Source organism: Vibrio agarivorans (assembly GCF_030409635.1).
GTDB classification, from domain to species: domain Bacteria; phylum Pseudomonadota; class Gammaproteobacteria; order Enterobacterales; family Vibrionaceae; genus Vibrio; species Vibrio agarivorans.
This window is the reverse complement of the sequence record NZ_JAUFQF010000004.1, coordinates 981,506-1,008,128: the sequence shown is the minus strand read 5'-3', so window position 1 is coordinate 1,008,128 and position 26,623 is coordinate 981,506. Positions and strand designations below refer to the sequence as shown.

Annotated in this window: 21 protein-coding genes and 5 tRNA genes; 9 read left to right on the top strand and 17 right to left on the bottom strand. The window is 46.5% G+C overall.

Annotation, left to right across the window (positions count from 1 at the left end):
* The first annotated feature begins 159 nt into the window (after nucleotides 1-159).
* The 3 genes from QWZ05_RS13170 to QWZ05_RS13160 all read left to right on the top strand — a co-directional run bounded on the left by QWZ05_RS13170 (nucleotide 160) and on the right by QWZ05_RS13160 (nucleotide 3,962).
* A complete protein-coding gene (locus tag QWZ05_RS13170) occupies nucleotides 160-1,497 on the top strand; it encodes a serine/threonine-protein kinase (protein ID WP_290298770.1) in 1,338 nt (445 codons plus the stop codon).
* The gene (locus QWZ05_RS13165) at nucleotides 1,494-2,072 is read left to right on the top strand and encodes an ECF-type sigma factor (RefSeq protein ID WP_264874584.1); all 579 of its coding nucleotides are present in this window, start codon (nucleotides 1,494-1,496) and stop codon (nucleotides 2,070-2,072) included. The genes QWZ05_RS13170 and QWZ05_RS13165 overlap by 4 nt, the downstream gene beginning before the upstream one ends.
* A gap of 147 nt (nucleotides 2,073-2,219) precedes the next feature.
* Complete coding sequence (locus tag QWZ05_RS13160; RefSeq protein ID WP_290298768.1) at nucleotides 2,220-3,962, top strand: hypothetical protein; 1,743 nt, start codon at nucleotides 2,220-2,222, stop codon at nucleotides 3,960-3,962.
* A 58-nt stretch (nucleotides 3,963-4,020) separates the two neighbouring features.
* Here the strand turns inward: QWZ05_RS13160 and QWZ05_RS13155 are convergent, their stop codons facing one another.
* From QWZ05_RS13155 to QWZ05_RS13105, 11 genes are all read right to left on the bottom strand, one after another.
* Nucleotides 4,021-4,962, bottom strand: a complete 942-nt coding sequence (locus QWZ05_RS13155) for an SPOR domain-containing protein (protein ID WP_264874586.1) — start codon at nucleotides 4,960-4,962, stop codon at nucleotides 4,021-4,023.
* 146 nt (nucleotides 4,963-5,108) lie between these two features.
* Entirely contained in the window at nucleotides 5,109-6,047 is a 939-nt protein-coding gene (locus QWZ05_RS13150; protein WP_264874587.1) for an ABC transporter permease, read from the bottom strand.
* 2 nt (nucleotides 6,048-6,049) lie between these two features.
* Nucleotides 6,050-7,027: an ABC transporter permease gene (locus QWZ05_RS13145; protein WP_264874588.1), complete on the bottom strand. Its 978-nt coding sequence runs from the start codon at nucleotides 7,025-7,027 to the stop codon at nucleotides 6,050-6,052.
* A gap of 233 nt (nucleotides 7,028-7,260) precedes the next feature.
* The gene (locus QWZ05_RS13140; protein WP_264874589.1) at nucleotides 7,261-8,811 is read right to left on the bottom strand and encodes an ABC transporter substrate-binding protein; all 1,551 of its coding nucleotides are present in this window, start codon (nucleotides 8,809-8,811) and stop codon (nucleotides 7,261-7,263) included.
* 125 nt (nucleotides 8,812-8,936) lie between these two features.
* Nucleotides 8,937-10,658 (bottom strand): dipeptide ABC transporter ATP-binding protein, encoded by a 1,722-nt coding sequence (locus tag QWZ05_RS13135; protein WP_264874590.1) that lies wholly within the window; start codon nucleotides 10,656-10,658, stop codon nucleotides 8,937-8,939.
* Between the two features lie 603 nt (nucleotides 10,659-11,261).
* Nucleotides 11,262-11,501 (bottom strand): hypothetical protein, encoded by a 240-nt coding sequence (locus QWZ05_RS13130; protein ID WP_264874591.1) that lies wholly within the window; start codon nucleotides 11,499-11,501, stop codon nucleotides 11,262-11,264.
* Between the two features lie 58 nt (nucleotides 11,502-11,559).
* A tRNA-Pro gene (locus QWZ05_RS13125) sits at nucleotides 11,560-11,636 on the bottom strand.
* 63 nt (nucleotides 11,637-11,699) lie between these two features.
* Nucleotides 11,700-11,775 (bottom strand) — tRNA-His (locus QWZ05_RS13120).
* A gap of 47 nt (nucleotides 11,776-11,822) precedes the next feature.
* Nucleotides 11,823-11,899 (bottom strand) — tRNA-Pro (locus tag QWZ05_RS13115).
* 64 nt (nucleotides 11,900-11,963) lie between these two features.
* Nucleotides 11,964-12,039 (bottom strand) — tRNA-His (locus QWZ05_RS13110).
* 34 nt (nucleotides 12,040-12,073) lie between these two features.
* A tRNA-Arg gene (locus QWZ05_RS13105) sits at nucleotides 12,074-12,150 on the bottom strand.
* 308 nt (nucleotides 12,151-12,458) lie between these two features.
* Here QWZ05_RS13105 and QWZ05_RS13100 point away from each other — a divergent pair.
* A complete protein-coding gene (locus tag QWZ05_RS13100) occupies nucleotides 12,459-12,875 on the top strand; it encodes a c-type cytochrome (RefSeq protein ID WP_289962400.1) in 417 nt (138 codons plus the stop codon).
* A 121-nt stretch (nucleotides 12,876-12,996) separates the two neighbouring features.
* On the opposite strand, the gene rep is transcribed toward QWZ05_RS13100, so the two are convergent.
* On the bottom strand, nucleotides 12,997-15,012 hold the full coding sequence (gene rep / locus QWZ05_RS13095; RefSeq protein ID WP_264874592.1) for a DNA helicase Rep: 2,016 nt from the start codon (nucleotides 15,010-15,012) through the stop codon (nucleotides 12,997-12,999).
* 283 nt (nucleotides 15,013-15,295) lie between these two features.
* On the opposite strand from rep, the gene QWZ05_RS13090 reads away from it, so the two are divergent.
* The 4 genes from QWZ05_RS13090 (at nucleotide 15,296) to ubiK (ending at nucleotide 20,497) form a co-directional block, all read left to right on the top strand.
* Nucleotides 15,296-15,874, top strand: coding sequence for a TetR/AcrR family transcriptional regulator (locus tag QWZ05_RS13090; protein WP_264874593.1), 579 nt, complete (start codon nucleotides 15,296-15,298; stop codon nucleotides 15,872-15,874).
* Between the two features lie 18 nt (nucleotides 15,875-15,892).
* Nucleotides 15,893-16,999, top strand: a complete 1,107-nt coding sequence (locus tag QWZ05_RS13085) for an efflux RND transporter periplasmic adaptor subunit (RefSeq protein ID WP_264874594.1) — start codon at nucleotides 15,893-15,895, stop codon at nucleotides 16,997-16,999.
* Between the two features lie 11 nt (nucleotides 17,000-17,010).
* The gene (locus QWZ05_RS13080; RefSeq protein WP_264874595.1) at nucleotides 17,011-20,133 is read left to right on the top strand and encodes a multidrug efflux RND transporter permease subunit; all 3,123 of its coding nucleotides are present in this window, start codon (nucleotides 17,011-17,013) and stop codon (nucleotides 20,131-20,133) included.
* A gap of 112 nt (nucleotides 20,134-20,245) precedes the next feature.
* On the top strand, nucleotides 20,246-20,497 hold the full coding sequence (ubiK, locus tag QWZ05_RS13075) for a ubiquinone biosynthesis accessory factor UbiK (protein WP_264874596.1): 252 nt from the start codon (nucleotides 20,246-20,248) through the stop codon (nucleotides 20,495-20,497).
* A gap of 110 nt (nucleotides 20,498-20,607) precedes the next feature.
* On the opposite strand, the gene ilvC is transcribed toward ubiK, so the two are convergent.
* Nucleotides 20,608-22,092: a ketol-acid reductoisomerase gene (gene ilvC, locus QWZ05_RS13070; protein WP_264874597.1), complete on the bottom strand. Its 1,485-nt coding sequence runs from the start codon at nucleotides 22,090-22,092 to the stop codon at nucleotides 20,608-20,610.
* A 170-nt stretch (nucleotides 22,093-22,262) separates the two neighbouring features.
* Here ilvC and ilvY point away from each other — a divergent pair, with 170 nt between their 5' ends.
* Nucleotides 22,263-23,153, top strand: coding sequence for an HTH-type transcriptional activator IlvY (ilvY, locus tag QWZ05_RS13065; protein ID WP_264874598.1), 891 nt, complete (start codon nucleotides 22,263-22,265; stop codon nucleotides 23,151-23,153).
* A 69-nt stretch (nucleotides 23,154-23,222) separates the two neighbouring features.
* Here the strand turns inward: ilvY and hemN are convergent, their stop codons facing one another.
* From hemN to QWZ05_RS13045, 4 genes are read right to left on the bottom strand one after another with little or no spacing between them, the layout of a single operon-like run.
* The gene (gene hemN / locus QWZ05_RS13060) at nucleotides 23,223-24,626 is read right to left on the bottom strand and encodes an oxygen-independent coproporphyrinogen III oxidase (RefSeq protein WP_290298761.1); all 1,404 of its coding nucleotides are present in this window, start codon (nucleotides 24,624-24,626) and stop codon (nucleotides 23,223-23,225) included.
* Between the two features lie 45 nt (nucleotides 24,627-24,671).
* The gene (locus tag QWZ05_RS13055; RefSeq protein WP_290298759.1) at nucleotides 24,672-25,160 is read right to left on the bottom strand and encodes a DUF2489 domain-containing protein; all 489 of its coding nucleotides are present in this window, start codon (nucleotides 25,158-25,160) and stop codon (nucleotides 24,672-24,674) included.
* A gap of 8 nt (nucleotides 25,161-25,168) precedes the next feature.
* Nucleotides 25,169-25,732 (bottom strand): Der GTPase-activating protein YihI, encoded by a 564-nt coding sequence (yihI, locus tag QWZ05_RS13050; RefSeq protein ID WP_264874601.1) that lies wholly within the window; start codon nucleotides 25,730-25,732, stop codon nucleotides 25,169-25,171.
* Nucleotides 25,729-26,370, bottom strand: coding sequence for a class I SAM-dependent methyltransferase (locus tag QWZ05_RS13045; RefSeq protein WP_290298757.1), 642 nt, complete (start codon nucleotides 26,368-26,370; stop codon nucleotides 25,729-25,731). Before QWZ05_RS13045 ends, yihI begins: the two co-directional genes overlap by 4 nt.
* Nucleotides 26,371-26,623: the final 253 nt, after the last annotated feature.

Below are 26,623 nucleotides of genomic sequence, written 5' to 3'. Positions count from 1 at the left end.
TGCGCTAACCAAACAAAACTGTTTCAATATCAAAGCCCCCATGAATGGGGCTTTGTTCTTTTTAAACTCCACCTTATCCCTACCTTTTTTCTGCCATTTCCTATACCATCGCGCCACTGTAACAAAATGTAACTCACACAAAGCAAGCTGCGCATAATAATGACAATATCGACGACACAATGCTTTTATCGCTGGCTCGATGCCAAACCCGATGAACAACAGCGCCTTCTTTTACACACACAACAACAATGTCCTGCCACATTTAGCCAGCTCAATCGATTGATTACTGAACATAATGCCCCTTTACTCACACAGCTTATTGAGAATCAGTCTAAACACCTTATTACCTCGGATAACTGGTGTGAACTTGAAGGTGCGACGATCGATAAGTATCAACTCATCACCCTATGTGGCCAAGGAGGTATGGGGGCGGTATTCTTAGCCGAAAGGGCCGATAAACTCTTTAAACAGCAAGTTGCGATTAAGTTCTACCACGCCTACTTGAATGAGATAAGCTCACCAGAGTTTCTTCTCAAGGAAGCTCAGCTGATGGCGAACCTTAACCATGCATCGATTCCCAAAGTCTATGATGCGGGGCTATACAACAACAGCGTTTACATTGTGATGGAGTATATTGAGGGAGAAACCCTCGACAATTACTTAGCGCACACCACACTGTCTACAGAACAAAAATACCAATTGTGTCTCGAGATCTGCCGCGCGATTGAACACGCTCATCAATACTGCCTGCTACATGCGGATCTTAAACCGCAGAACATCTTGATTACCAAAGATGGCAAACCAAAAGTTCTAGATTTTAATATTGTTCAGCCGAGCTTCACGCAAAGCTCACCTACCACGATGATGCTCAATAGTTACAGCTGTGGGTTCTCAAGCCCTGAACAACAGCAAGGGCTAACACTCTCGGTACAAAGTGACGTTTATTCTTTAGGCAAGGTTATTGGCCATATCTTTTCGCCAAGCTCGTTTAACTATGAGCTTAATGTGGTGCATGCGGTGGCGTGTCATGATGATGTCTCTATGCGTTATCAGTCGGTGTCCGAACTCATTCAAGATCTGGAAAACCTCGCTGATAAAAAGCCCATTTCACAACTGAAGAACCAATTTTTCTATTGTTTAAGAAAAAGCTTTGAGCGTTACCGTGTTCGTTGGTTATTGAGCTTTGCTTTAGTCATGGTGTTGACTGGATTCAGCGTAGTACTTACCGACAAAAACCAATTCTTAAGACAAGAAATGACAGCACGAGAACTATTAGTAAAAGAGCTAGCGAATCTATTCTACGTAAGCCGAAAGACGCTACAAAGTGAAAGAGATATGGTGTCAATTGTTCACAACATGCATGAATTGGTGTTGCGAAAAAGCGACCTACCAATTGACATAAAAACACGGCTCGCTTACGCGTTAATGCTGCCCATTTCAGACAAGCATTCACTTAAAAAAGATAAGACAATCCAAATACCGTATAGAAGACAATGAACAAAGATTGGAATCATTTGACGCAACTGATAGTAGCTTGGCAACAAGGCGATCAACTGGCAGAACAGCAACTTTACCAATTGTGCTATCTAAAGCTGCGAGCGATTGCTCATGCAGCACTGGCCAAATCGCAACACAAGTTCGGTCACAATAATACTGTCCTCTCCAAAGCTATGCTTGATACTCATGCTCTGGTTAATGAGGCATATATCAAGCTTGCACAATGCCATTCTTTAGAATTGAAAAACCGTAAGCAGTTTTTCCTATTAGTCGCCAAAATTACTCAACAGATTTTGGTGGATAATGCCCGAGCAATGAAAACAGACAAGCGCGCTGCAGCCAATCCATCACCACAACTAGAATGCCTTGATATCGACCATTTTCTCTCTGCCGCTAAGCTCCTGGAGGTGTTTGAATATCACTACCCTCGCCAAGCAAAGGCACTCAAACTCAAGTACTTTTCAGGTTTAAAGTTGGATGAAATCAGCTCATTAATGAGCTGTAGTAAAAGCTTAGTGCAAAAAGACATCCACTTTTCAAAAGCTTGGCTTAACGCCTCACTGCCACAAAACTAGATCTGCATCACACTTAGTCACTCTTTTTTCTCTGTTTTTCCTTAAAGTTCGTTCCTTGCTCCGATCTGCACTTACACGAATAATCGCGCTCGATTCAGTAGAACTGAATCGCCTTTTTTTTATTCAATCTTTAAGAAGCTAATTACAATGAAAAAACTCAGTTTACTATCACTGTCAGTGGCGGTAGCCCTTACGGGATGTGGGTCAGATGATGATAACAGTTCAGTGACTAACCCTGGAACGGGCGTTACACCTTCTCCAGCCGCAAGTCGTTTTATCGATGCTGAAGTAGATAACCTGTACTATACCGATGGAACAAACTCCGGTATGACATCCAACGGCGGTGAGTTTTCTGTCGAAAATGAAGCAACAGTCACTTTTTATGTTGGTGGAGAAGCAGGTCTTAAAGTAGGCGCGGCTTCAAATCGCGATGTATTGAGCCCATTTGAAGCCTCTGGTACTTATGACCGTGCAGTTAACCTAGCTATTTTGCTGCAAAGCCTAGATGAAACAACCAACAATGAAGAGCTAATTACTCTTCCAGATCTGTCTGAATACGCAGTCGAACTGAGTCAAATCAATCTGGATGACAGAGAATCAGTACACAGCTTCTTATCAGAAACTATGCAGTTAGAGCCAGTGACAGAAGACGCTGCAGTAAAGCACATGACGGATGCACTAGATGGTGTAGATCGTGGTTTAGATTCGCCAGTACCTATGTTTGAGCGTGGTAAAGGACACATTATTCGTGAAGTGAGCGTATCTCAAAATGTTCGCTCTATCGTTCCTGAATTTAACTATGACCACACACAACGCTATGTTCACGCCGATAAGACTGCCTCTCTAGAGACATTTGATATTGTGCGTGATTCAGGGCGCTGGGATTACCGCTTAGATGCAGAAGAATTAGTCATGCTTAAAGGCAACAATGATTCAGGCTTTAGTTCGACCTATGCGGCTGAGTTCCTAACCTGTATTGAAGAACATGGCGAAGCAAGCAAATATGTTGAAAACGATGGTGAGAGAACTTGTGATGGTTCAAAGGCTGAAATTGATGACAAGTTTGCTATTAATAATGCCTTTTCTTACAAGTTCAGCAACCCGAACAAAGCAACAACGGAAGATGAAGCACTTAACTACTCATCTGAAGACCCAGAAGAACGTAGCTCTGTTGAACTCTTCATGCCATTTGTTCTATCTGAGACACAAGCTGAATTGAACAAGGTCGAAGAAATCGCGCCATACAATGATGCCGACGAAGATGATGATGAGGTCTCTATGCAGGCAAACATCTATGCTCAGTCTTACGATCCAGTAACAGAAGTTCTTACCATTCATGAGAAGAAGTTCTCTCTCAGTGATGATGTGCAAGAGGGTGATGAATTCGACTATGACACAGTAAGAAGAGCCGTTGAGAAGACTAAATTTATCTACCAAATCGAAGACCAAGAAACTGACCGCTATGTTGACTTTATTGGTACTTGGGTAGAGAAAGAAACGTGTAACGATGGTCAGGTTGCTGAGCTGAAATTCAAGTTCGATGCAACTGGGATGATCATGTCAGGCACAGAATGTAATAGTGGTTCACCGGTCACTATCGAAGAGGAAGGTCCGTACTCTTATACTGATCTTAGCAATATCGACTACTGGTGGTTTGGTCAAGAAGGTCGAGAGTCAAAAGCAACACTGGCAGAACTTAACACTACCGTTCGTTTCTGTGACAGTGATGACTACAAAATGGGTGACGTTTGTCCTAGCGATGACGAGTACTTCGTGACTTGGACTTATATGCCAGCGGGTAAAAATTTGGATCAAGGTTATCTAACACGTCGCAAGATGTCGCCAAACGGTGAAACTCGCAACGTAAGCTCAATGCAGAAAATCGACTAATTAAATTCCATACATATCAAGATGCCACCTCATGGTGGCATCTTTTTTTGTCGTCGCTCTACTTAACACACATTACATTGAGTAGTGACTTACCCGAAAGTTGATTCACCTGCCCGCTAGTAAACAGCCCTTTGCGCTCCTCCCCCCAATACGGCAGATGAACGGGCCACTCTCCTTTATCCATAATTTTGGCATCGAGAAACTGCTGCCACTCCCTATCATTCGGCAGGCGCATATTGATCTGTTGGCAGGTTTTGGTTGCTGACGCATAATTTAGGCGTGTCCATGGTAGGCCATGCTCCATATAAAACTGCTCATCACTGAACATCAAATAGGGCACCGCATAATTGAGGCCATTTACCACGCTTTCTAGGCGAATAGCCACTTCTGAAGCGTGTTTACTGGTGTTTGTTTGAGGCAAATTGGCAATGGCAACAGGTTGGGTTGCCGCTGGAGCGATCTTTTTAGGCTTCGCACTGGCAGTCGCTGCGGGTGTTGGCTTTTTAGGCTTTGGGGTTACCACAGGCTGAGCTTTTTCTGACTGTGCTTTTGCAGATGAAGCTGCGCCTTGCTGATATACCGCACGTACGAAGGCTTCGTTATAGCCCTTAACGCGCTTTACACTGCGCAGATCGGCATTGGCTTCTGGTAAGGTCTTATACGGGCCAATTAAGCAGCGCGAGCCTTTGGGCTCTGGTCGTGCCCACACATCAGCTTTGATCACATCGTAAAGTGGCTTCGCTTCTTTGAGGGTTAACGGTTTAGACAAGATGCCGCACTGAATCCAAAACATCGATGTTGGGTGCTTTGGTTGCTGCTTACCCCACAAGCCATCACCAACTGGGCAACTCGCATTCAACACAGCCAGCTCAGAGCTTGACGCCTGTGTCGCATCACACAAGAACTCCTCTGCCTGCACTGATGGGCTACTGAGCCCCCACCATAACGTGCCAACAATTATTGCCGCTGTTTTACCCCAATGGCGCTTATTCACGTCCATATTTCGCTATTCCTTTACCGCTTTAACCATTCCTGACAAGTTCAATGCAAAAAAAGAGCCGCTTTATGCGGCTCTTTCAACTTTCGTTTTCTAGAACCTGTAAGTTCTAGTTTATACAGCTTTTGTTACTCGCGTAGGTAAATGGATCACCCTTTGTAGATTTTCGGGTTAAACACATCACGCAGCCAGTCGCCTAGCAGGTTGATCACCAAGACCAGTGTCACCAGTACAATGCCTGGGAAGGCAGTAATCCACCATGCGCCAGAGAAGATGTAGTTAAAGCCTATGCTGATCAGTGCACCCAATGACGGCTGGTCTACCGGTAGACCTAAACCTAAGAATGACAGTGCCGCCTCAGACATGATGGCATTAGCAATCTGTACTGTTGAGATAACCAAGATTGGAGACAAACAGTTCGGCAGAATGTGACGGAACATGATACGCGGTGCTTTAAAGCCCATCACACGTGCCGCTTCCACGTATTCTTTCTTCTTCTCTGCCAATACGGTAGCACGCACAGTACGTGCATACTGCGGCCACTCGGCGATACCGATAATCACCACCAGCATCACAACCGCATATTGACTGTAGAACTGGCTACCAAAGCTCGCTTTGAAAATAGCAGAGACGATGATCGCGACCATCATGGTTGAAAAAGAGAGCTGAATATCAGCAAAACGCATTAAGAAGCTATCAATACGACCGCCAAAGTAACCCGCTGACAAGCCAATCACAATGCCTAAGAACAGCTGTAGACCGACAGCTAGAAAGCCAATGGTCAGTGATAAGCGAGAGCCGTATAGGATGGTCGATAAGATATCGCGACCTTGTTCGTCAGTGCCCAGCAAGAACTCAGGTTCACCACCATCGAGCCAAGACGGCGGCAGCTCTGAGTTCATAATATCGATTGAACCCAGATCATAAGGGTCACTTGGAGCAATCAATGGCGCGGCTAATGCAGCGAACAAAAACGCAAGAAATACAGCGAAGCTGAACATCGCCACTTTGTCGCGAACAAAATAGTAAATAATGTCAGAGTTCTTAAAACGCTCCCAACGAGAAGGAGCTGCTGCTACTTGTTCCATGATTATGCTCCTTTACCAGTAATGTTCACAGTTGGGTTAATAAGACCATACAGAAGGTCAACGATGGTGTTCGTCACCACAAAGATAAGACCAACGAAAATTACGTATGCAGTAATAAGCGGTGTATCAACGCGGTTAATCGCATCTAAGAACAGCAGGCCAGTCCCCGGCCATTGGAATACGGTTTCGGTCAAGATGGTGTAAGCCACCATAGTACCTATCTGTACGCCCCCGACTGTAATCACAGGCAGCATGGTATTTTTTAGCGCGTGCTGGTAGTAAATCTTATTAAGCGCCAAGCCTTTGGCTTTACCAAACTTAATGTACTCAGAGCTCAACACTTCGAGCATTTCAGAACGTACAAGGCGAATAAACAGCGGTAGCATGATAGACGCTAGCGCAATACAAGGCAGAACAAGGTGACGCAAACCATCAAGATTGAAGAAGCCTGACTCCCAGCCGAGTAGATTGGTGGTCTCTCCCCGACCATAAGAAGGCAGCCAGCCTAGCTCAATTGAGAACACATACATCAACATGATTGCAGTAAGGAATACTGGTATAGAAATACCGACACTACTGCCCGCCATCACTACTTTGGTAAAGAAGCTCTTAGGGTGAATCGCAGAATAGACACCGAGCGGTATTGATAACACTACGATGATTAAAGTAGCACCAAACACCAACTCTAGAGTCGCGACTAAGCGGTCAAGAATCACATCCACCGCTGGTCGTTTGAAGAAATAGGATGTGCCGAGATCGCCTTGTATAGCGTTGCCGACAAATCGTGAATATTTTGTAATGAAGGGATCATTCAAGCCCAGTTCATCACGCAGTGCTTGGCGCTCGGCTTCTGAAACCGACTGACCAACCAGCTCACGCAATGGGTCCCCGAGGTTGTCTTGAATGGCAAACGCCACCAAACTGATCACAAACATCACTATCAGTGCCTGATACAGGCGCTTGACCAGAAACGAAAACATTCCTTGCCCCTTAACTTTCCATAAATTTCAGTCTGTAACTCTGACTTTTCTCTTTCCTTGGTGTAACAAGCCTCGCGAACTTCATTAATGGTTCGTCATTTAAGCAAATTAATCTGGAAACAAAAGAGTGAGTCGAATGTTCAGTCTTAAAAATGGCACCTAGCCCGACTGAACAAAGCTAAGTACCAAAAACTGTGAGTACCCACTAACTGGGTACTCACTGACTACCTTACTTATTTAACCTTCAGGTCACCGAAGTAAGGGAAGTTCATTGCGTTTACGATAGGTGCAATTTCAACGTTAGATTTTGCTGCCCACGCTAGGTTCTGCCAGTGTAGAGGAGCAAACGCCGCATCGTTGTACAGGATAGTTTCAACTTCTTGTAGCTGAGCTGCACGTTTCGCTGGGTCTGTTTCAACGTTTGAAGCGTCAACCAACTTGTCTAGCTCTGGGTTTGAGTAGTGACCACAGTTGTACTGACCACGACCCGTCTCTTCGTTACGCGTCATTGTTAGAAACTCAGAGAAGTTCGCTGAATCTTCTGTATCAGAGTGCCAACCGATCATCAGCATGTCTGCTGCACACTTATCAAACTCTGGCCAGTATTGCGCTTTCGGCATAGTTTTCAGGTCTACCTTGATGCCGATTTTCGCTAGCATTGCCGCTGTCGCTTGCGCCACTTTCGCATCGTTCACGTAACGGTTATTTGGTGCCATCATGGTAAGAGTGAAACCATCTGCGTAGCCCGCTTCAGCCATTAGCTCTTTTGCTTTCTTAACGTCGTAACGTGGCGTTAGCTCTGCTTTGTAGCCAGCATAGCCTTCAGGGCCTTGCTGACCCGCTGTTGTAGCGAAGCCGCGCATGATGCGCTTAACGATACCTTCGTTGTTTATCGCGTGAACAATCGCCTGACGAACACGAACGTCTTTTAGTGCTTCATTGCTGTTCTGGTTCAATTGGAACGTGATTAGACGCGTACCAGGTAGTGTTACCAAATCAACACCGTCTGCTGATTGAACACGGTTGTGATCGTTTGGTGCAACAGGGGCAATCATGTCAACGCCGCCAGAAAGCAGTGCTGCTACGCGAGTCGCATCTTCTTTGATTGGCACTAGCGTTAGCTTATCAACGTTACCTGTGTCTTCATCCCAGTAACCGTCAAAACGCTCAAATACGGTTTGTACGCCCTGCTCACGAGAAGCAACAACGAATGGACCGGTACCTGAAACGTTAGTTGAAGCGAACGAGTTACCGTGCTTAACCACTTCTGCTTTGTCTTTGCCGTCTTCAGTTGAGCCAGAGTAGAACTTGCTGTCCATTGGGAAAATGTAAGTTGCTGTCTGAAGAACCAGTGGATATGCGCCTTTAGAGATGATTTCTACAGTGTAATCATCCACCTTTACCATCTTCTCATACGGTTCGAAAATCGCTTTAAAGTCTGGAGAGTCTTTTAGACGGTCAAAAGTCCAAACGACGTCGTCCGCTGTTAGGTCGTTACCAGAGTGGAATTTCACGCCTTCACGTAGCTTGAAGCGGAATGTCGTATCATCAACACGCTCCCAAGATGCAGCTAAGCGAGGTTCAAAATCTAACTCTTGTGTGTAACGAACTAGCGGATCAAATACCATGTGCGACATTTGAAGCGTACCACCAGACAACTGCTCATGTGGGTCAAGTGATACTGGGTCAGCATCGTAAGCGACTTTGATTTCAGCCGCGGCTGCACCAAAGCTTAGGCCAGCTGCCATTAATGCCACTGCTATTTTGCTTTTCATGGTTTTCATTGCATAACTCCTTATGCGGGAATCCAATCCCTAGTTGTTGTGTTTGCGTCTGTTTGTTCCAAGTGAACTTGGCTTTGTTATTACTCCCAACCACTGAACGACCTGCGTTGGGAGTGAATCTAGTTCTAACCTGCTGCTACAGCGATGTCTTCACGCAGACCAGTAAACTCTGGCATCAATGAGATCAGCTGTTTGCTGTATTCATGCTGCGGGTTAGTGAAGAGCTGCTCGGTTGGAGCCACCTCTAGCAAGGTGCCCATCTGCATCACGCCGACTCGGTCACACATCTGACGAATAACCGGTAAGTCGTGGCTGATAAACAACATGGTGAGATTCAGTTCATCCTGCAAGTCCTTAAGCAGGTTGAGGATCTGTGCCTGTACCGAGACATCGAGCGCCGATGTTGGCTCATCACAGATAAGAAGACGTGGGCGCGTTGCTAAAGCACGCGCGATAGAAATACGTTGACGCTGACCGCCAGAAAATTCATGTGGATACTTCACACCCGCCATGCGACCCAAGCCAACGTGATCAAGTAGATCGTTCACGATCGCACGGGTTTCCGCTTCATTCTTTGTCAACTTATGGAAACGAATCGGCTCTGCGATGATATCGAAGATTTTCATGCGTGGGTTCATTGAGGTATATGGGTTTTGGAACACCATCTGCATTTGACGACGCAGCGGGCGACGCTCTTTCTCTGAACGAAGAGACGTTAAATCAATACCTTCAAAACTCACTCGACCTGAGTTTGGTTCGTACAGACCCGCAATTACTCGCGCAATGGTTGACTTACCCGAGCCTGATTCACCCACAAGACCAAACGTCTCACCTTCTTTGACATCAAAGCTCACGTTGTTCGACGCCTGAACGTATTCGCGACGGCTCTCAAATAGAGAGTCTTTGGTAACAAAGCGAAGATTCACATTCTCCACGTTTAGAAGCGACCCAGTGTAATCTCGATGGTCCTGGCTTTGACCCAACCAGTGATTTTTCACATCTAGCGGCTTCATCTCTTTTGCTTCTTCGATGTAGCTCACCAACGGGAAGCGGTCGAGTTTGATGTCTGAACGCGGTACCGCTGAAATCAGGCTATGTGTGTACGAGTGCTCTGGCGTGCCTAGCACTTGTTTCGTCGGGCCAAACTCTACAAGCTCACCACGATACATAACCGCCACACGATCTGTAACGTTAGAAACCACACCCATATCGTGAGTGACCAACATACAGCCAACGTTATTCTTGATACACAGCTCACGAATCAAACCTAGGATTTGGTCTTGGATAGAGACATCCAATGCTGTCGTTGGCTCATCGGCAATAATCAGATCTGGTTCACCCGCGAGTGCAATCGCGATAACCACACGTTGACGCATACCACCAGAGAATTGGTGAGGATACTGTTTAAGACGGTTTTCTGGTTGCGGGATACCAACTTGATTCATCAAAGAGAGTGCACGCTGGTACGCCTCTTCGTCTGTCACCTTCATATTGGCGTGAATCGTCTCTTTTAGCTGCTGTTCTACAGTGAAAAGAGGATTCAATGAGGTCATTGGGTCTTGGAAGATAAATCCAATTTTTGAGCCGCGAACTTTACGCATCTGCTCTGGAGATAAGCCAGAGATCTTTTCGCCATCGAGGAAGACTTCACCATCAGCAATAGTGCCTGGAGGGCTAAGCAGATCGATCACTGCGTTACCTACGGTTGACTTACCAGCACCCGATTCACCAACAACACCGACGATCTCTCCTCGTTCAATATTAAAGGAAAGTGCTTTTACAGCGGCGTGTACACCATGACGAGATGGGTACTCGATGCGAAGATTTCTAACTTCTAAAAGAGACATGTATCAGACCTCTACTGCTTTAGACAGTTTTCTGCCCTGTCTGAGATTCGGTTATCGCGCAATCCACGCAAAACACCAAATCAATATGATTCCATTCAAACCAGAATTTTATTCTGGCTAATTACAAGGAACACAATGTGGCAAATATTTCACGAAAAAGCAACAAACAAGGGATAAAAACTCAATTTTCACTGTCAGAAGCATATCTAACTGAATATTTATTAATCGATTGATATATATTAATTCACGACTATATTTCACTCTTCGTAGCACAATACTCGGCAAATATGGGCTACAAGCTAGATCAACCTTTTCTCCCCATCCAACCCACGCACCAAATCAGTGCATAAGTAATGAATAGATGCCAATCCGGATCAATTTAACATTATTAAAACAACCAACCTTTTTATGTCTATTAGGCAAGATTATTACCTACCTATTCGTTATATAGGCAGTTGAATAAACTTCACGATATTCATTGTTTAGGATTATTGCTTGCGTGATGGGCGATTTTGGTGCAATGAATTTGAGTTGGGAGATCGAGGGGGAATTTGCGGGTTATTTTTTGGAATACAGAATACAGAGTTCAGAGGTGGTCGCTATTTAGATCTGTATTCTGAACTCTTCTTTTTCCCCTAAACGCAAAAAACCTCTGTCTTTCGACAGGGGTTCTGTGTAGTGGTCGGTGAAGAGGGATTCGATCGGACTGGCGCTCCAGCCCACGAGCCGCATGTACTTTCCTTTTCCAGATAGCAAAAAACCCTCGTCTTTCGACGAGGGTTTCGTGTAGTGGTCGGTGAAGAGGGATTCGATCGGACTGGCGCTCCAGCCCACGAGCCGCATGTGCTTTCCTTTTCCAGATAGCAAAAAACCCTCGTCTTTCGACGAGGGTTTCGTGTAGTGGTCGGTGAAGAGGGATTCGAACCCCCGACCCTCTGGTCCCAAACCAGATGCGCTACCAAGCTGCGCTATTCACCGACTTTGTTTTATCTCTTGCGAGAAGGGAAGCTGTTGCTACCGAACCCATTAAATGGGAAATAATGGGGTGGCTAACGAGATTCGAACTCGCGACCACCGGAATCACAATCCAGGGCTCTACCAACTGAGCTATAGCCACCATCAATTTTTGTATTTACCGCTAAAGTATAGCCATAAATGAAAGAGTGGTCGGTGAAGAGGGATTCGAACCCCCGACCCTCTGGTCCCAAACCAGATGCGCTACCAAGCTGCGCTATTCACCGACTTTGTTTTATCTCTTACGAGAAAGGAAGCTAATGCTACCATACCCATTCAAAAAAGAAAGAATGGGGTGGCTAACGAGATTCGAACTCGCGACCACCGGAATCACAATCCAGGGCTCTACCAACTGAGCTATAGCCACCATAATTTTTTAACCGATATCTCCTCCAGGGCAATGGTACGCCCGAAAGGATTCGAACCTTCGACCTTTGGCTCCGGAGGCCAACGCTCTATCCAGCTGAGCTACGGGCGCATGCCCTATCGGCGGAGTGGAATAATACGGATATCACACTAGGTCGTCTAGTGTTTTTTTTAACTTTTTTTGCGTTTGATGCCTTTTTCGTCAATCAAAGTGTGACGAGTACCTATTTTGGTCGTAAAAAACAGTGACAACCCAGTTTTGATCGGTTTATCGCAACAAACTATCGGGATATAATCACCTGATATTTACAATGATTTAACAGCCGTGTGTCTTTGTTTCTCACAAAGCAGCGCATGGAAGCCTCTAACAACAATAAAAAGGTCGGTTTTTTGCCAACCTAGGAACGTAAAGTGAGTTTATTGGATATGTCTCGTCGAATGATTAGTGCTGTTTTTGCCACCTTAGCTTTTTCTAGTGCCGCAATGGCCGCCAATGTTAGCCAAGCTGACTACGATGCGATTGAGCAGCGTATCAAGCCGGTTGGCAATGTTTATCTTGCTGGTAGTGAGCCTGTCGTAGAGGAAGTAGCAGCTGGCCCTCGTGATGGTGCAACGGTTTACGGTACCTTCTGTACTGCTTGTCACGGTATTGGTGTGAGCGGCGCTCCCAAAACCGGTGATGCGGGCGATTGGGCACCACGTATCGCTCAAGGTATGGATGTGCTCGCTGACCACGCGATCAACGGCTTTAACGCAATGCCACCGAAAGGTTCATGTATGGATTGTTCAGATGATGAAATCATTGCAGCGATTGAGCATATGATTGAAGGGATATAGGTAGAGAAGGTTGAAGGCGGTATTGTTGCCTGGCTTCAACGTCAAGTGCTTGGAATACAGAGGTGCTCGCATGTAACCTCTGTATTCTTCTTTCCCTTATACCTCCAGCCTATTATTTCCCCTACTTCTTAAACATCGAACGTAGGTTGGCAATATGAGCCTGCCCTTTCGCCATACGCTCCTCTTGCGTTACTGGCTTTTTCACCGTTTCCCACTCAACATCGTCAAATGGTAATTCATCTAAGAAGCGGCTTTGGGTTGGCTTAATCAGCTCACCATACTGGCGACGTTCTTTACACATGGTGAAGGTCAGCTCGCGCTGTGCACGGGTAATGCCTACGTACATTAGGCGGCGCTCTTCTTCGACATTATCTTCATCGATACTGGTTTGATGCGGCAGGATCCCCTCTTCAGTCCCCATAAGATAGACGTATGGGAACTCCAAGCCTTTCGAGGCATGCAGCGTCATTAACTGAACAGCATCACTGTCTTCATCATCTTCACCACGTTCCATCATGTCACGCAGAGTCAGGCGTTGTACCACCTCTTTTAACGTTTTCTCTTCTTGATCGTAGTTGTCCCCTTCAAGGTCAGCCACAATCCAAGAATAGAGATCAGAGACGTTCTTCATGCGCATCTCTGCCGCTTTAGGGCTGCTAGATGTTTCGTAGAGCCAATCTTCGTAATTGATATCACGCACCAATGAACGCACGGCTTCAACCGTGTTACCTCGCTCGGCTTGATCGGCAACAGCCACCAGCCATTGAGTAAAGCGACGCAAGTTTTCTAAGCCACGACCAGAGAGGGTTTGTTCAAGACCCAGCTCAAAGCTACATTCAAACAAGCTCTTACCACGCATATTGGCGTAGCTGCCAAGCTTCTCTAGCGTCACAGGGCCTATCTCACGGCGCGGCGTGTTAACAATGCGCAAAAAGGCATTATCGTCATCAGGATTCACTAGCACGCGCAGATACGCCATGATGTCCTTAATCTCTGCTCGCGCGAAGAAGGAGGTACCACCCGAGATCTTGTAAGGCACACGGTTTTGCATCAAAGATTTTTCAATCAAGCGAGACTGGTGATTGCCTCTATATAAGATGGCATAGTCGCCGTAGTTGGTTCGATTAAGAAATTTGTGAGCGATGATCTCACCGGTAATACGCTCAGCCTCGTGTTCTTCATCTTTTGCGTTTAATACCTTGAGCTTTTCACCATCAGGGATTTCAGAAAACAGCGACTTCTCATAAACATGTGGGTTGTTGGCAATCAAGATGTTCGCTGCGCGCAAAATACGGCTGGTTGAGCGATAGTTTTGCTCCAATTTAATCAGACGTAAATTGGGGTAATCTTCGCCAAGCAGGACTAAGTTTTGTGGTTTTGCGCCACGCCAAGAGTAGATAGACTGATCATCATCTCCAACCACGGTCAAACGGCCACGCTCACCCACCAGCAGCCTAACCAACTCATATTGACTGGTGTTGGTATCTTGATACTCATCCACCAGCAGATAACGAATACGACTTTGCCAACGCTGACGCACCTCTTCGTTACCGCGCAAAAGCAAAACAGGCAATAGGATCAGGTCATCAAAATCGAGCGCGTTATAGGCTTTCATCTGTTTGTCGTACATCTCAAAGCAGAAAGCAAACAACTGTTGCTGTTCACCCTGCGCTCTTGCTTTCGCTTGATCGGGCGTCAGCATGTCGTTTTTCCAGTTAGAGATGGTGCTCAGAAGCTGTCTTAATAGGTCTTTATCGCCATCAAGCTGCTTCTCGGTTAGCTCCTTTAAAAGGGCTAACTGGTCTTGGTCATCAAATAGAGAAAAGCTCGCCTTTAAGCCAAGGTGTTTATACTCGCGTTTGATCAAGTTAAGGCCTAGCGTGTGGAACGTAGAAACCATCAACCCTTTCGACTCGCCTGTACCTAAGGTTTGTCCGACACGCTCTTTCATCTCACGCGCCGCTTTATTGGTAAATGTCACCGCGGCAATATTTCGCGCTTTGTAACCGCACTGCTGAACCAGATAAGCGATTTTATTGGTGATAACACGCGTTTTACCTGAGCCAGCGCCAGCAAGGACGAGGCAAGGGCCTGACACATATTTCACCGCTTCATCTTGAGCTGGATTCAGTTTCATTGGGTTACTCTCTATGACTAAATGATCGGACCTAGAATGTTAGGCCGGCAATGATATACCCAATCCCTACCTAGATGCGAGCCTATCAAGGTTAAGTGCACCGCTTGACCTATCTCTATTATAAGCACCATTACCGCGCACATCAGTTACACTTACTTACATCTGTTATAACCAGGTTGGCCATTAATAAACAAAATGAATCTAAAGTATAAATAACTTTTTATTGATCTGTACCCAGAGTGCTGACTTATAATGAATGAACGTTCATTCACTTGGAGGATTTATGACGAAACGAGAATCCGATAAGCGACAAAGAATCCTGGAGTCAGCCGAAAAGCTGATTGCTGAAGTTGGATTTCAGGGGCTTTCAATGAACCGACTCGCCAAAGATGCTGAAGTTGCAGCAGGCACTATCTATCGTTATTTCAACGACAAAGAACACCTGTTAGACGAGGTGCGTATCGATGTTATGCGCCGAGTAGCGACTGAAATTCAGAGAGATCTTGATGACTCGTTAGACGTGAAACAACGCTATCGACAAGTCTGGTTCAACATCTGGCACTTAGCTGAGTCAAATGCGTCTTCCTTTAGTAGCCGTTTGCAATACGACTCCTTGCCTTGCTCTGATTTCTACCGAAAGCGAAAGCAAGAGCTACAATTATTCTCTAAGGTCAATCAGATCTTTGAAGATGGTAAAGCACAAGGACAGTTAAAACCCATAGCGAATGAAATTCTTGCAGGGCTGACATTTGAAGCCTGTGCAACGATTTCTCGAAAAAATGCAATTGGGCTGTACACATTAACCCCAACGGATATTGAAGCCGCATTTGATGCTAGCTGGGATGCCATTATTAATCACTAATTCGGAGTTCAGAACAGAATGAAAAAGTGGACTTTCTTCATGTTGCTTATCGCCATCTTGCTATTTGGTAGCGTAATTGGCTTTAACCTTTTCAAGCAACAAAAAATCGCTGAGTACATGGCGAACCGACCAGAGCCAGAGTTCCCAGTCACTGCAGTAAAAGTGGATGCCGTCGATTGGGTGCCGGTTATCGATGCCATTGGCTTTATCGAGCCAAACCAAGGTGTCACCGTGGCTAACGAAACCAGCGGTGTCATCAAAAAGATTCTTTTCGATTCAGGTAAGCAAGTAGAAGAGAACCAAAAACTGGTGTTGCTTGATTCTGAAGTTGAAAAAGCGAACCTCAAGAGTACACAAGCACGCCTACCTGCTGCCAAAGCTAAATATCAACGCTACCAAGGCCTATTCAAAAAAGGCTCGGTGTCTAAAGAAGCTTTTGATGAAGCGGAAGCAACTTACTTCTCTCTTTTAGCGGATATCGACAGCTTAGAAGCGTCGATTGATCGCCGTGAAATCAAAGCGCCATTTTCAGGTATCGTCGGTATTCGTAACGTTTACTTGGGCCAATACCTGCAAGCAGGTACGGATATTGTTCGCCTAGAAGACACCAGTGTCATGCGCCTGCGTTTCACTGTGCCACAAACAGATATTTCACGTATCCACATCGACCAAAACATCGAAATTTTCGTAGACGCGTACCCAGAAAAAACCTTTTCTGGCTCTATCTCGGCTATTGAACCTGCGGTTAACGTGCAAAGTGGCTTGATCCAAGTTCAAGCTGACATTCCAAACAGCGATGGTCTACTCCGCTCTGGTATGTTTGCTCGTGCACACATCATTCTACCGAAGATCAGCGACCAAGTGACCCTGCCGCAAACTGCGATTACCTTTACGCTATACGGAGACAACGTCTACATCATTACTGAAGAAGACGGGGAAACACGCGTTAAGCAGCATGTGGTAAAAGTTGGCGAACGGGTTGCTGATATCGCCCATATTCTAGAGGGTGTGAAGCCGGGTGATACTGTTGTCACATCAGGTCAGGTGCGCTTGAGTAACGGTGCGAAAGTTCGCGTGGTTGAGAGTGATGCTGCAACACCACCTGCTGAAACTCCGATGCTGTAAGCGAGGTTACTATGCGTTTTACTGATGTTTTTATTAAACGTCCGGTGCTCGCGGTATCAATCAGCTTCTTGATTGCCCTGCTTGGTATCCAAGCAATGTTCAAGATGCAGGTTCGTGAGTATCCCGATATGACCAATACCGTAGTGACTGTCACAACCAGTTACTACGGCGCGTCAGCGGACTTGATTCAAGGCTTTATTACCCAACCTCTTGAGCAGGCAATTGCTCAGGCTGACAACATTGACTACATGACCTCATCGTCGGTACTCGGTACCTCGACGATCACCGTCAACATGAAGCTTAATACCGATCCGAATGCGGCTTTGTCAGATATTCTGGCCAAAACCAACTCGGTGCGTTCGCAGCTGCCGAGTGAAGCCGAAGATCCAACGGTAACCATGTCGACAGGTTCAACAACCGCGGTACTTTACATTGGTTTCACCAGTGATGAACTGTCATCGAGCCAAATCACTGACTACCTTGAGCGTGTAATCAACCCGCAGCTGTTTACGGTTAACGGTGTGTCTAAGGTCGACCTATACGGTGGCATGAAATACGCGCTGCGTGTTTGGCTAGACCCTGCCAAAATGGCGGCGCTCGATCTCACCGCGACGGATGTGATGGGCGTGCTGAATGCCAACAACTACCAGTCAGCGACGGGTCAGGCAGTGGGCGAATTTGTTCTGTATAACGGTAGTGCTGATACGCAGGTATCGAACGTGGCAGAGCTAGAAAATCTGGTTGTGGGCTCGGTTAACGGCAACATTATCCGTCTGGTTGATATTGCCAAAGTGACGCTTGAAAAGAGCCACGACGTGTATCGCGCCAGTGCGAATGGCCAAGAAGCTGTGGTTGCCGCGATCAATGCGGCGCCAAGTGCCAACCCAATCAACATTGCCGCCGATGTCTTAGACTTATTACCGCAACTTGAGCGCAACCTGCCGAGCAACATCAACATGAACGTGATGTATGACTCGACTGTTGCCATCAATGAGTCCATCAATGAGGTGGTGAAAACTATCCTTGAAGCAGCATTGATCGTACTGGTCGTGATCACCCTATTCCTCGGCTCATTCCGCGCCGTACTGATCCCTATCGTGACGATTCCACTCTCTTTGATTGGTGTGGCGATGGTGATGCAGGCGATGGGTTTCTCTTGGAACTTGATGACCTTACTGGCGATGGTATTGGCAATCGGTCTGGTGGTAGATGATGCGATCGTTGTCCTTGAGAACGTCGACCGTCACATCAAGCTTGGCGAATCACCATTCCGAGCCGCGATTATCGGTACGCGAGAGATTGCTGTCCCAGTTATTGCCATGACACTGACGCTTGGTGCGGTTTATGCGCCAATCGCGTTGATGGGTGGTATCACAGGCTCACTATTTAAAGAGTTTGCTCTCACGCTAGCGGGCGCGGTATTCGTTTCGGGGATCGTGGCACTGACACTCTCACCAATGATGTGTTCAAAAATGCTCAAGGCGAACGAAAAGCCAAGTAAGTTTGAGCAGAAGGTTCACGGCGTGCTTGATAGCATGACTGAGCGCTACGCGAAAATGCTGAAATCGGTTATGCAGCATCGCCCGGTGATTATCGGCTTTGCGGTTATCGTTTTTGCTACTTTGCCGATGCTGTTCAAGTTCATTCCAAGTGAGCTTGCACCATCTGAAGATAAAGGCGTGGTGATGTTGATGGGTACCGCACCATCGAACGCCAACCTCGACTTCATGCAAAACACCATGAACGATGTGAACGAGATTCTATCGGATCAGCCAGAAGTGGCATTTGCTCAGGTGTTTACTGGTGTGCCTAACTCAAACCAAGCCTTCGGTATCGCATCGATGGTGCCTTGGAGCGAGCGCGAGGCAAGCCAATCAGAAGTGGCGAACCGTGTGAGTGGCTTAGTGGGTAATGTACCTGGCATGGCGGTAACGGCATTCCAGATGCCAGAACTGCCTGGTGCAGGTTCAGGCCTACCGATTCAGTTTGTTATCACCACACCGAGCAGCTTTGAGAGCTTATTTACGATTGCGAGTGACATCTTAGCAGACGTAACGGCGAGCCCACTGTTTGTCTACACCGACTTGGATCTCAACTACGATTCGGCAACGATGAAAATCAGCATCGATAAAGACAAGGCCGGTGCCTACGGCGTTTCGATGCAAGACATCGGTATCACTCTGAGCACTATGATGGCGGATGGTTACGTCAACCGTATCGACTTAGACGGTCGTTCGTATGAGGTGATCCCACAGGTAGAGCGTAAGTGGCGTCTAAACCCAGAATCGATGAACCAGTACTATGTACGAGCAGCGAATGGTAATGCGATTCCACTCGGCAGTTTAATCACCATTGATGTCGTGGCGGAGCCTCGCTCACTGCCTCACTTCAACCAACTCAACTCTGCCACCATTGGTGCGGTTAACAGCCCGGGTGTCGCGATGGGCGATGCGATTAATTGGTTTGAAGACATCGCGCAGAACAAGCTACCAAGTGGCTACAACCATGACTATATGGGTGAGGCTCGCCAATACGTAACGGAAGGTAGCGCCCTTTATGCCACCTTTGGTTTGGCTCTAGCGATCATCTTCTTAGTATTAGCGATTCAGTTTGAATCACTAAAAGACCCTATCGTTATCATGGTTTCTGTGCCATTGGCGATTTGTGGTGCTCTGATTGCCTTGGCTTGGGGGGCGGCTTCAATGAACATCTACTCGCAGGTCGGGTTGATCACACTGGTTGGTCTTATCACCAAGCACGGTATCTTGATCTGTGAGGTGGCAAAAGAAGAGCAACTGCACAACAAGCTATCGAGGATGGATGCGGTTATGGAGGCAGCGAAAGTACGTCTGCGCCCTATCCTAATGACAACTGCGGCGATGATTGCAGGTCTTATTCCACTGATGTACGCCACAGGTGCCGGTGCCGCGCAGCGCTTTAGTATCGGTATTGTTATCGTTGCGGGTCTTGCGATTGGTACGCTGTTTACCTTGTTCGTACTGCCAGTAATCTATAGCTACCTAGCTGAGAAACACAAACCGCTTCCTATCTTTGTTGAAGATAAAGACCTAGATAAGCTAGCGCGTGTTGATGAATGCAAAGCCGCTCATCGAGAGCTCGCTGAGCGCAACTAGTTCATCCAAATCGACTTAAGGCCACGAAAGTGGCCTTTTTTTCGTCTGATACAGCGACAAATTCGTATTGATTACATATTATGTGAGCAAATTGATAGGAGTTAGATTCAACATGTTTGATCCAAAGAAATTAGAGCAAGTTGCTAAGCAAATTCATGACTCTATGCCTCAGCCAGTCAAAGACCTGGGTGCAGACGTAGACCAAAAAGTACGCCAAGTGATTCAAGGCCAACTGAATAAACTTGATGTTGTCAGCCGTGAAGAGTTCGATGTGCAGACTCAAGTGCTACTTCGCACACGTCAAAAGCTGACGGAAATGGAGCAAAAGCTGGCGGACTTGGAAGCGAAATTAGCTGACAAATAAACTCAGTACGCTTCAAAAGAACAAAGGCTTGCCGTGTTAATGGCAAGCCTTTTTTTTATATGTTGTGTTTGTAATTATTCGCTAACTGACGCTGTTTAGAGATTAAGTAATTAACCGCCTACTGCGATGTGCTTCATGTCTGTCATGTAGCCGCGTAGCTCTTCACCGATGTACTCTACTGGATGATTGCGGATAGCATCATTCACTTCGATTAGAGTTTGGTTGTCCACTTGGTTTGAAGACTCGCCTAGACCTTTACCAATCACGTCTGTGTTCACTGAAGGCATGAACTTCTCGCGCAGTAGCGGCGTTGCTACGTTAGCGAATAGGTAGTTACCGTATTCAGCAGTATCAGAGATAACCACGTTCATCTCGTACAGGCGCTTACGTGCAACTGTATTTGCGATGAGCGGTAGTTCGTGTAGTGACTCATAGTAAGCCGACTCGTCGATGATGCCAGAAGCCGTCATTGCTTCGAAGGCTAGCTCAACACCAGCGCGAACCATAGCAACCATCAAGATACCGTTGTCGAAGTACTCTTGCTCAGCAATTTCAAGGTCGCTAGATGGGTAGTTTTCAAACGCTGTCTCTGCGGTTTCTTCGCGCCAGCCTAAAAGATTCTTATCTTCGTTTGCCCAGTCAGCCATCATAGTGCTTGAGAACTCACCTTCGATGATGTCATCCATGTGCTTGTTGTAAAGCGGACGCATCAGCTCTTTTAGCTCTTCAGATAGCTCAAATGCACGGATTTTCGCTGGGTTTGATAGGCGATCCATCATGTGTGTGATGCCACCAAACTTAAGTGCTTCTGTAATGGTTTCCCAACCAAATTGAAGCAGCTTGCCTGCATAGCTTGGGTCGATGCCATCAGCAATCATCTTCTCGTAGCATACGATAGAGCCAGCTTGAAGCATGCCACATAGAATAGTTTGTTCACCCATTAGGTCAGATTTTACTTCTGCTACGAATGAAGACTCTAGACAACCAGCGCGGTGACCACCTGTTGCAGCAGCCCATGCCTTAGCGATATCCCAACCTTCGCCTTTCGGGTCATTCTCTGGGTGAACAGCAATCAGAGTTGGAACACCAAAGCCACGCTTGTACTCTTCACGAACCTCAGTACCAGGACACTTAGGTGCCACCATCACAACGGTGATATCAGGACGAATTTGCATACCCTCTTCAACAATGTTGAAGCCATGTGAGTAGCCTAATGCTGCGCCTTCTTTCATCAGCGGCATAACCGTTTCTACAACGTTAGTATGCTGCTTATCAGGAGTTAGGTTAACCACTAGGTCAGCTTCAGGGATTAGCGTCTCGTATGCGCCGACATTGAAGCCGTTCTCTTTTGCATTTTTGTAAGACTGGCGCTGCTCATCGATTGCTGCTTGGCGCAGAGCGTATGATACGTCTAGGCCAGAATCACGCATATTTAGGCCTTGGTTAAGACCTTGCGCGCCACAGCCCACGATGACTACTTTCTTACCTTTAAGGAAATCTGCTTCTGTTGCAAATTCTTCACGATCCATAAAACGACAGCGACCTAATTGGTCCAATTGTTGGCGTAGGTTTAGGGTATTGAAATAGTTAGCCATGAGGGCTTCTCCTTACAGTGAATTCATCCATCAAACTTGGTTGAGGTCAGCATCTTTGCTGAATGATTCCATACTAAATCAGGCATTTGATTGCTTAAAGTGATATATTCACAACTTGTCGTTGCAAATAATGCAACAGCCAATTTTTGCAAGGAATGCAACACGCAACCATGAATATCAAGTCTCTCCAATTGTTTATACATTTGTGTGACAGCCAAAGCTTTAGTCGTACAGCGACTGCGATGCACATCAGCCCTTCGGCATTAAGTCGTCAGATTCAAAAGTTGGAACAGGAAGCGGGTCAAAGACTTTTCGTACGAGACAACCGCAGTGTTGAGTTAACACCCGCCGGTAAGAGTCTGTTTCCTGTTGCGATGCGAATCGTCTCGGAGTGGAAGCAGTTCCATAACAGCACCAGCAATGAAGAGCAGGTACTGAAAGGGGAAATTCGCCTATTTTGCTCTGTGACCGCAAGCTATAGCCACCTGCCCGATCTACTTTCAGAGTTTCGTCTCCAGCACCCCTTCATCGAGTTCAAGCTATCTACTGGCGACCCAGCTCAAGCGATTGATAAAGTTCTGAATGATGAAGCAGATATCGCTATTTCAGCACAACCAGAGCCTCTGCCTGCGCGACTAGAATTTGAAACCATCAGTGAGATCCCGCTATCTGTCATCGCCCCCTCCGGTGTCAGCAGTTTTAGTGAAGCCTTGATGGGCAATGAGATAGATTGGGGCAAGATACCTTATATCGTCCCAGAAGCGGGAGCCGCTCGTGAGCGCGCCAACAACTGGTTTAAGGCGATGAAGATAAAACCCAATATCTACGCGCAAGTGTCTGGGCACGAGGCGATTGTCAGCATGGTTGCGCTGGGTTGTGGGGTCGGCATTGCGCCAGATGTGGTGATCAATAACAGTCCGGTAAAAGAGAAAATCATTCGCCTTAAAGCCGCCTCTATTCCACCATTTAAGCTCGGAGTGGTATGTAAAGGCTCACAAAAAGATAACCCTTTAGTACGTGCCCTGTGGCAAGTGGCCGAAAACACTTATATCGCGCCTTAACAACAAGCAGAAAGTAAAAGAGCGAACCCTATGGCTCGCTCTTTCTATCATTATGTTCAACAGTGCAAGTTAGATAACTCGTGAGAACTGTTGCTGACGCGCCTTATCACGCAAATACTTATCGAAGCACATACAGATGTTTCGGATCAGCAATCGGCCACGCAGAGTCACTTCTATGTGAGACTCACTGACCGTAACTAACTCATCGTTGATAAAAGTTTGCAGCAACTCTAAATCTTGTTTGAAGTATTGGTTGAACGTCAGACCAAATGTCTTCTCAATCTGCGTCTTGTCTAGCTTAAAGTTACAGATAAGCTCTTTAATGACTTCACGGCGAATCAAATCATCGTTATCTAGCACAACACCACGCCAAATTGCATGACGCTGCTCTTCCACTTGCGCGTAGTATTTCTTCAGCTCTTTCTGATTCTGAGCGTACGCATCACCCGCCATTGAAATCGCGGAGACGCCGAAGCCAATCAAGTCACACTCGCCTTGCGTTGTGTAGCCTTGGAAATTACGGTGCAGCTCACCTTGGCGCTGAGCCACTGCAAGCTCGTCATCAGGCAGCGCAAAATGGTCCATACCGATAAACTGGTAGCCCGCACCCGTTAAGGTTGCGATGGTGTCTTGCAAGATGGCCATCTTCTCTTTGGCTTGTGGCAGATCTTCATCTTTGATTTTACGCTGCGCAGCAAACAACTGTGGCATATGGGCGTAGTTAAACACCGATAAGCGACCCGGTTTCATCTCCAGCACTTGCTCGAGTGTTGCCGCGAAAGATTCTTTGGTTTGCTTAGGTAGGCCGTAGATCAGGTCAAGGTTTGTTGAACGGAAGCCCAGTTTTTTCGCTCGCTCAACCATGGCAATAATGAACTCTTCATCTTGCTCACGGTTAACCAGCTTTTGCACTTCTTTGTTGAAGTCTTGAACACCTATACTCAGACGGTTAAAACCTTCAGAGCGAAGGTGATCCAGCATGGTTAGTTCGATTTCACGTGGGTCGACTTCAATACTGATTTCGGCCGTCTCATCGAATGAGAACTCCCCTCGCAGGATAGCCATCACTCGACTGATTTGCCCTTCAGTTAGGAACGTTGGCGTACCACCACCAAAGTGCAGCTGTGTCACGCGACGACCTTGCAATAGAGAAGCGCGAGTACGGATCTCTAGCTCAAGCATGTCGAGGTATTCATCCGCTTTGTGCGAATGACGAGTGATCACCTTATTACAACCGCAGTAGTAACAAAGCTTATGACAGAACGGAATGTGGATATACAGCGACACAGGACGCTCTGAGTATTGCGTGCACGCCATATCGTAATCAGAAACCGTAAACATCTCATGAAACTCCAACGCCGTTGGGTATGAGGTATAGCGCGGCCCTGAATAGTTATATTTATCCAAAATCGCTTGATCCCAAACAATCTGTTGCTGGTTACTTTCCAGTTGAGACTCTACTTCATGAGACATGGTTCTAATTCCAATTTATCACTGTGTTGGCAGGTGTCGCTTGCGCTACACCATTTGAATGTTGATTTGATTGTTCAGTGGTTGGATCTGCTGCTTGAGCTGTTTTAACTCCTCAACAATCGCCTCTGACAAGCGTGACTCAGCCTTTTGACGGGCTAAGTTCTGTTTCATTCGCTCACGTTTTTCCAACGTTTGACGCTCTTCACCTCGCGCCATATCTTTCACTACATGGTAGAGCTCAGAAATAGCTGGGTATGTTGCGTCAAAGTCCACTCTATCATCACCCTGCACATAATCCATAATGCAATACACACGGATACTGATTTCAGAGAGATCACACTGCCCCTCAATGCCTGCGGCACAAAGAGTGCTGACATTATCGAAGATGTTGCTATTGCGTTTATCAATAGCCAGCTTCATATGGTGCTGTTGCAACTCCGTTTGCTTTTTTAGTTGCAGCAGAAGGTAACCAGCGTAGCTGGCCAGGCCAACCACAATTAGCCCCCCAATGATCGCTAATAAGGTTACATTCATGGCAATGATTATCCTTTAAAGTCGTTCAGGTCGAGATCTTCAAACTGAGAAAGAAGGTCTTCGTCAGTTGCTGGACGCTTCGCCGCTTTCTTTGGCTGCTCAACAACGTCTGCTTCTTCCTCAAAGTCCTCTTCTTCTTGGTCTTCTTCATAAATACCAAGCTGCTTCATCAGTACTTCCATACGATCCATTTTCTGATCGACATACTTCTGAAGGCCGGCACCCAGTTTTTCACCATTCTCTAGACGATCCAGCAGCACCAAGAATTGTGCATCATTTTCAATTGCTGCCAATTCTTGCTCTGCAGAAACACGGCGCTCTGCTTTGCTCTTCTTCTTAGGCGCTTCAACAATTAGAGGGATTTTCTTCTTGCTGCCTAAGCGTGGGTCACGTTGTTGACCCTGTGTTTGTGCTTTCTCAGATTTTGCATCTGAGTTGCGGTTACCGGTTTTTAGACCTTTACGTTTTTTTAGTCTTTTACGCTCACGGCCTTCTACATCAGACTGTGTACGGTTACGAACAACGATAACGTCTAGGTTACCGCCTGATCTTGCTTTCTTTGTACGACTCATTGCTGGGTCTTCCTCAGTAAAATTACATCTTTACCAATAAATTCAAGTTCGAGCCTATCCCGCTCTGCTAGGAACTGAAACGTAGCACGGCTAAAAAAGACCACATGGGTTGGGTCATTTTTATAGTGCCACGCAGCAAACGCCTCTGCGTCGATAACCATCTTGGTCATAAGACCAATCCAGCCTCCCGGCTTAACCAGATTCAACCATTGTTGCCACACTTTACCCGGCTCATAAAGGTGTTCAATCACCTCGGTCGCCGTCATAAAGTCATAGGCCTTACTCAATACTTCACGCTCAGGATGATAATAAATATCATACAGCGCCATTGAGTGCCCCGCCTCTTGCATCATTAAGTGTAGTGTTGGACCAGGTCCACAGCCAAAATCGAGGCCAGATGAAGCGGGTTGTATACGTTCGAGTATGGGGTCGACGACTCGTGAAAGAAAGCCTCGGTAGCCCATATCTTGCGGATTATTATCATGAAGATCGTAGTGAGACTTTTCTGCCTCAGCACCCAGTCGCAGCTCTTGCGGCACAAACACTAACTGACAACGCTGACACTTCTGATAGCTGCGGCGTTTGTCTTGATGAAAGTGCTGTGTGTCATTGTGATAACACAAGGGACATGAATGCATAACGAGATCCTCAAATAAGGATGCGAAACATACCAGAAATAGAAAAAAAGCGATAGGTCACCCTATCGCTTTCTGACTGCCTTAGCGGCTAAAATGTGTTGCACTCAATCGGGTGCACCAATAATCCATTTGTTTTTTGCGCTTTCCCTGCAAAAGTTTTTTGTTTGTTCATCATCCTGATGAGTTTTCGCGTTCCGTCTTGACTTCCTGCTGCTGGGCTAATCTTTAGCCTGCTCCATTCCACTGTCTTTTC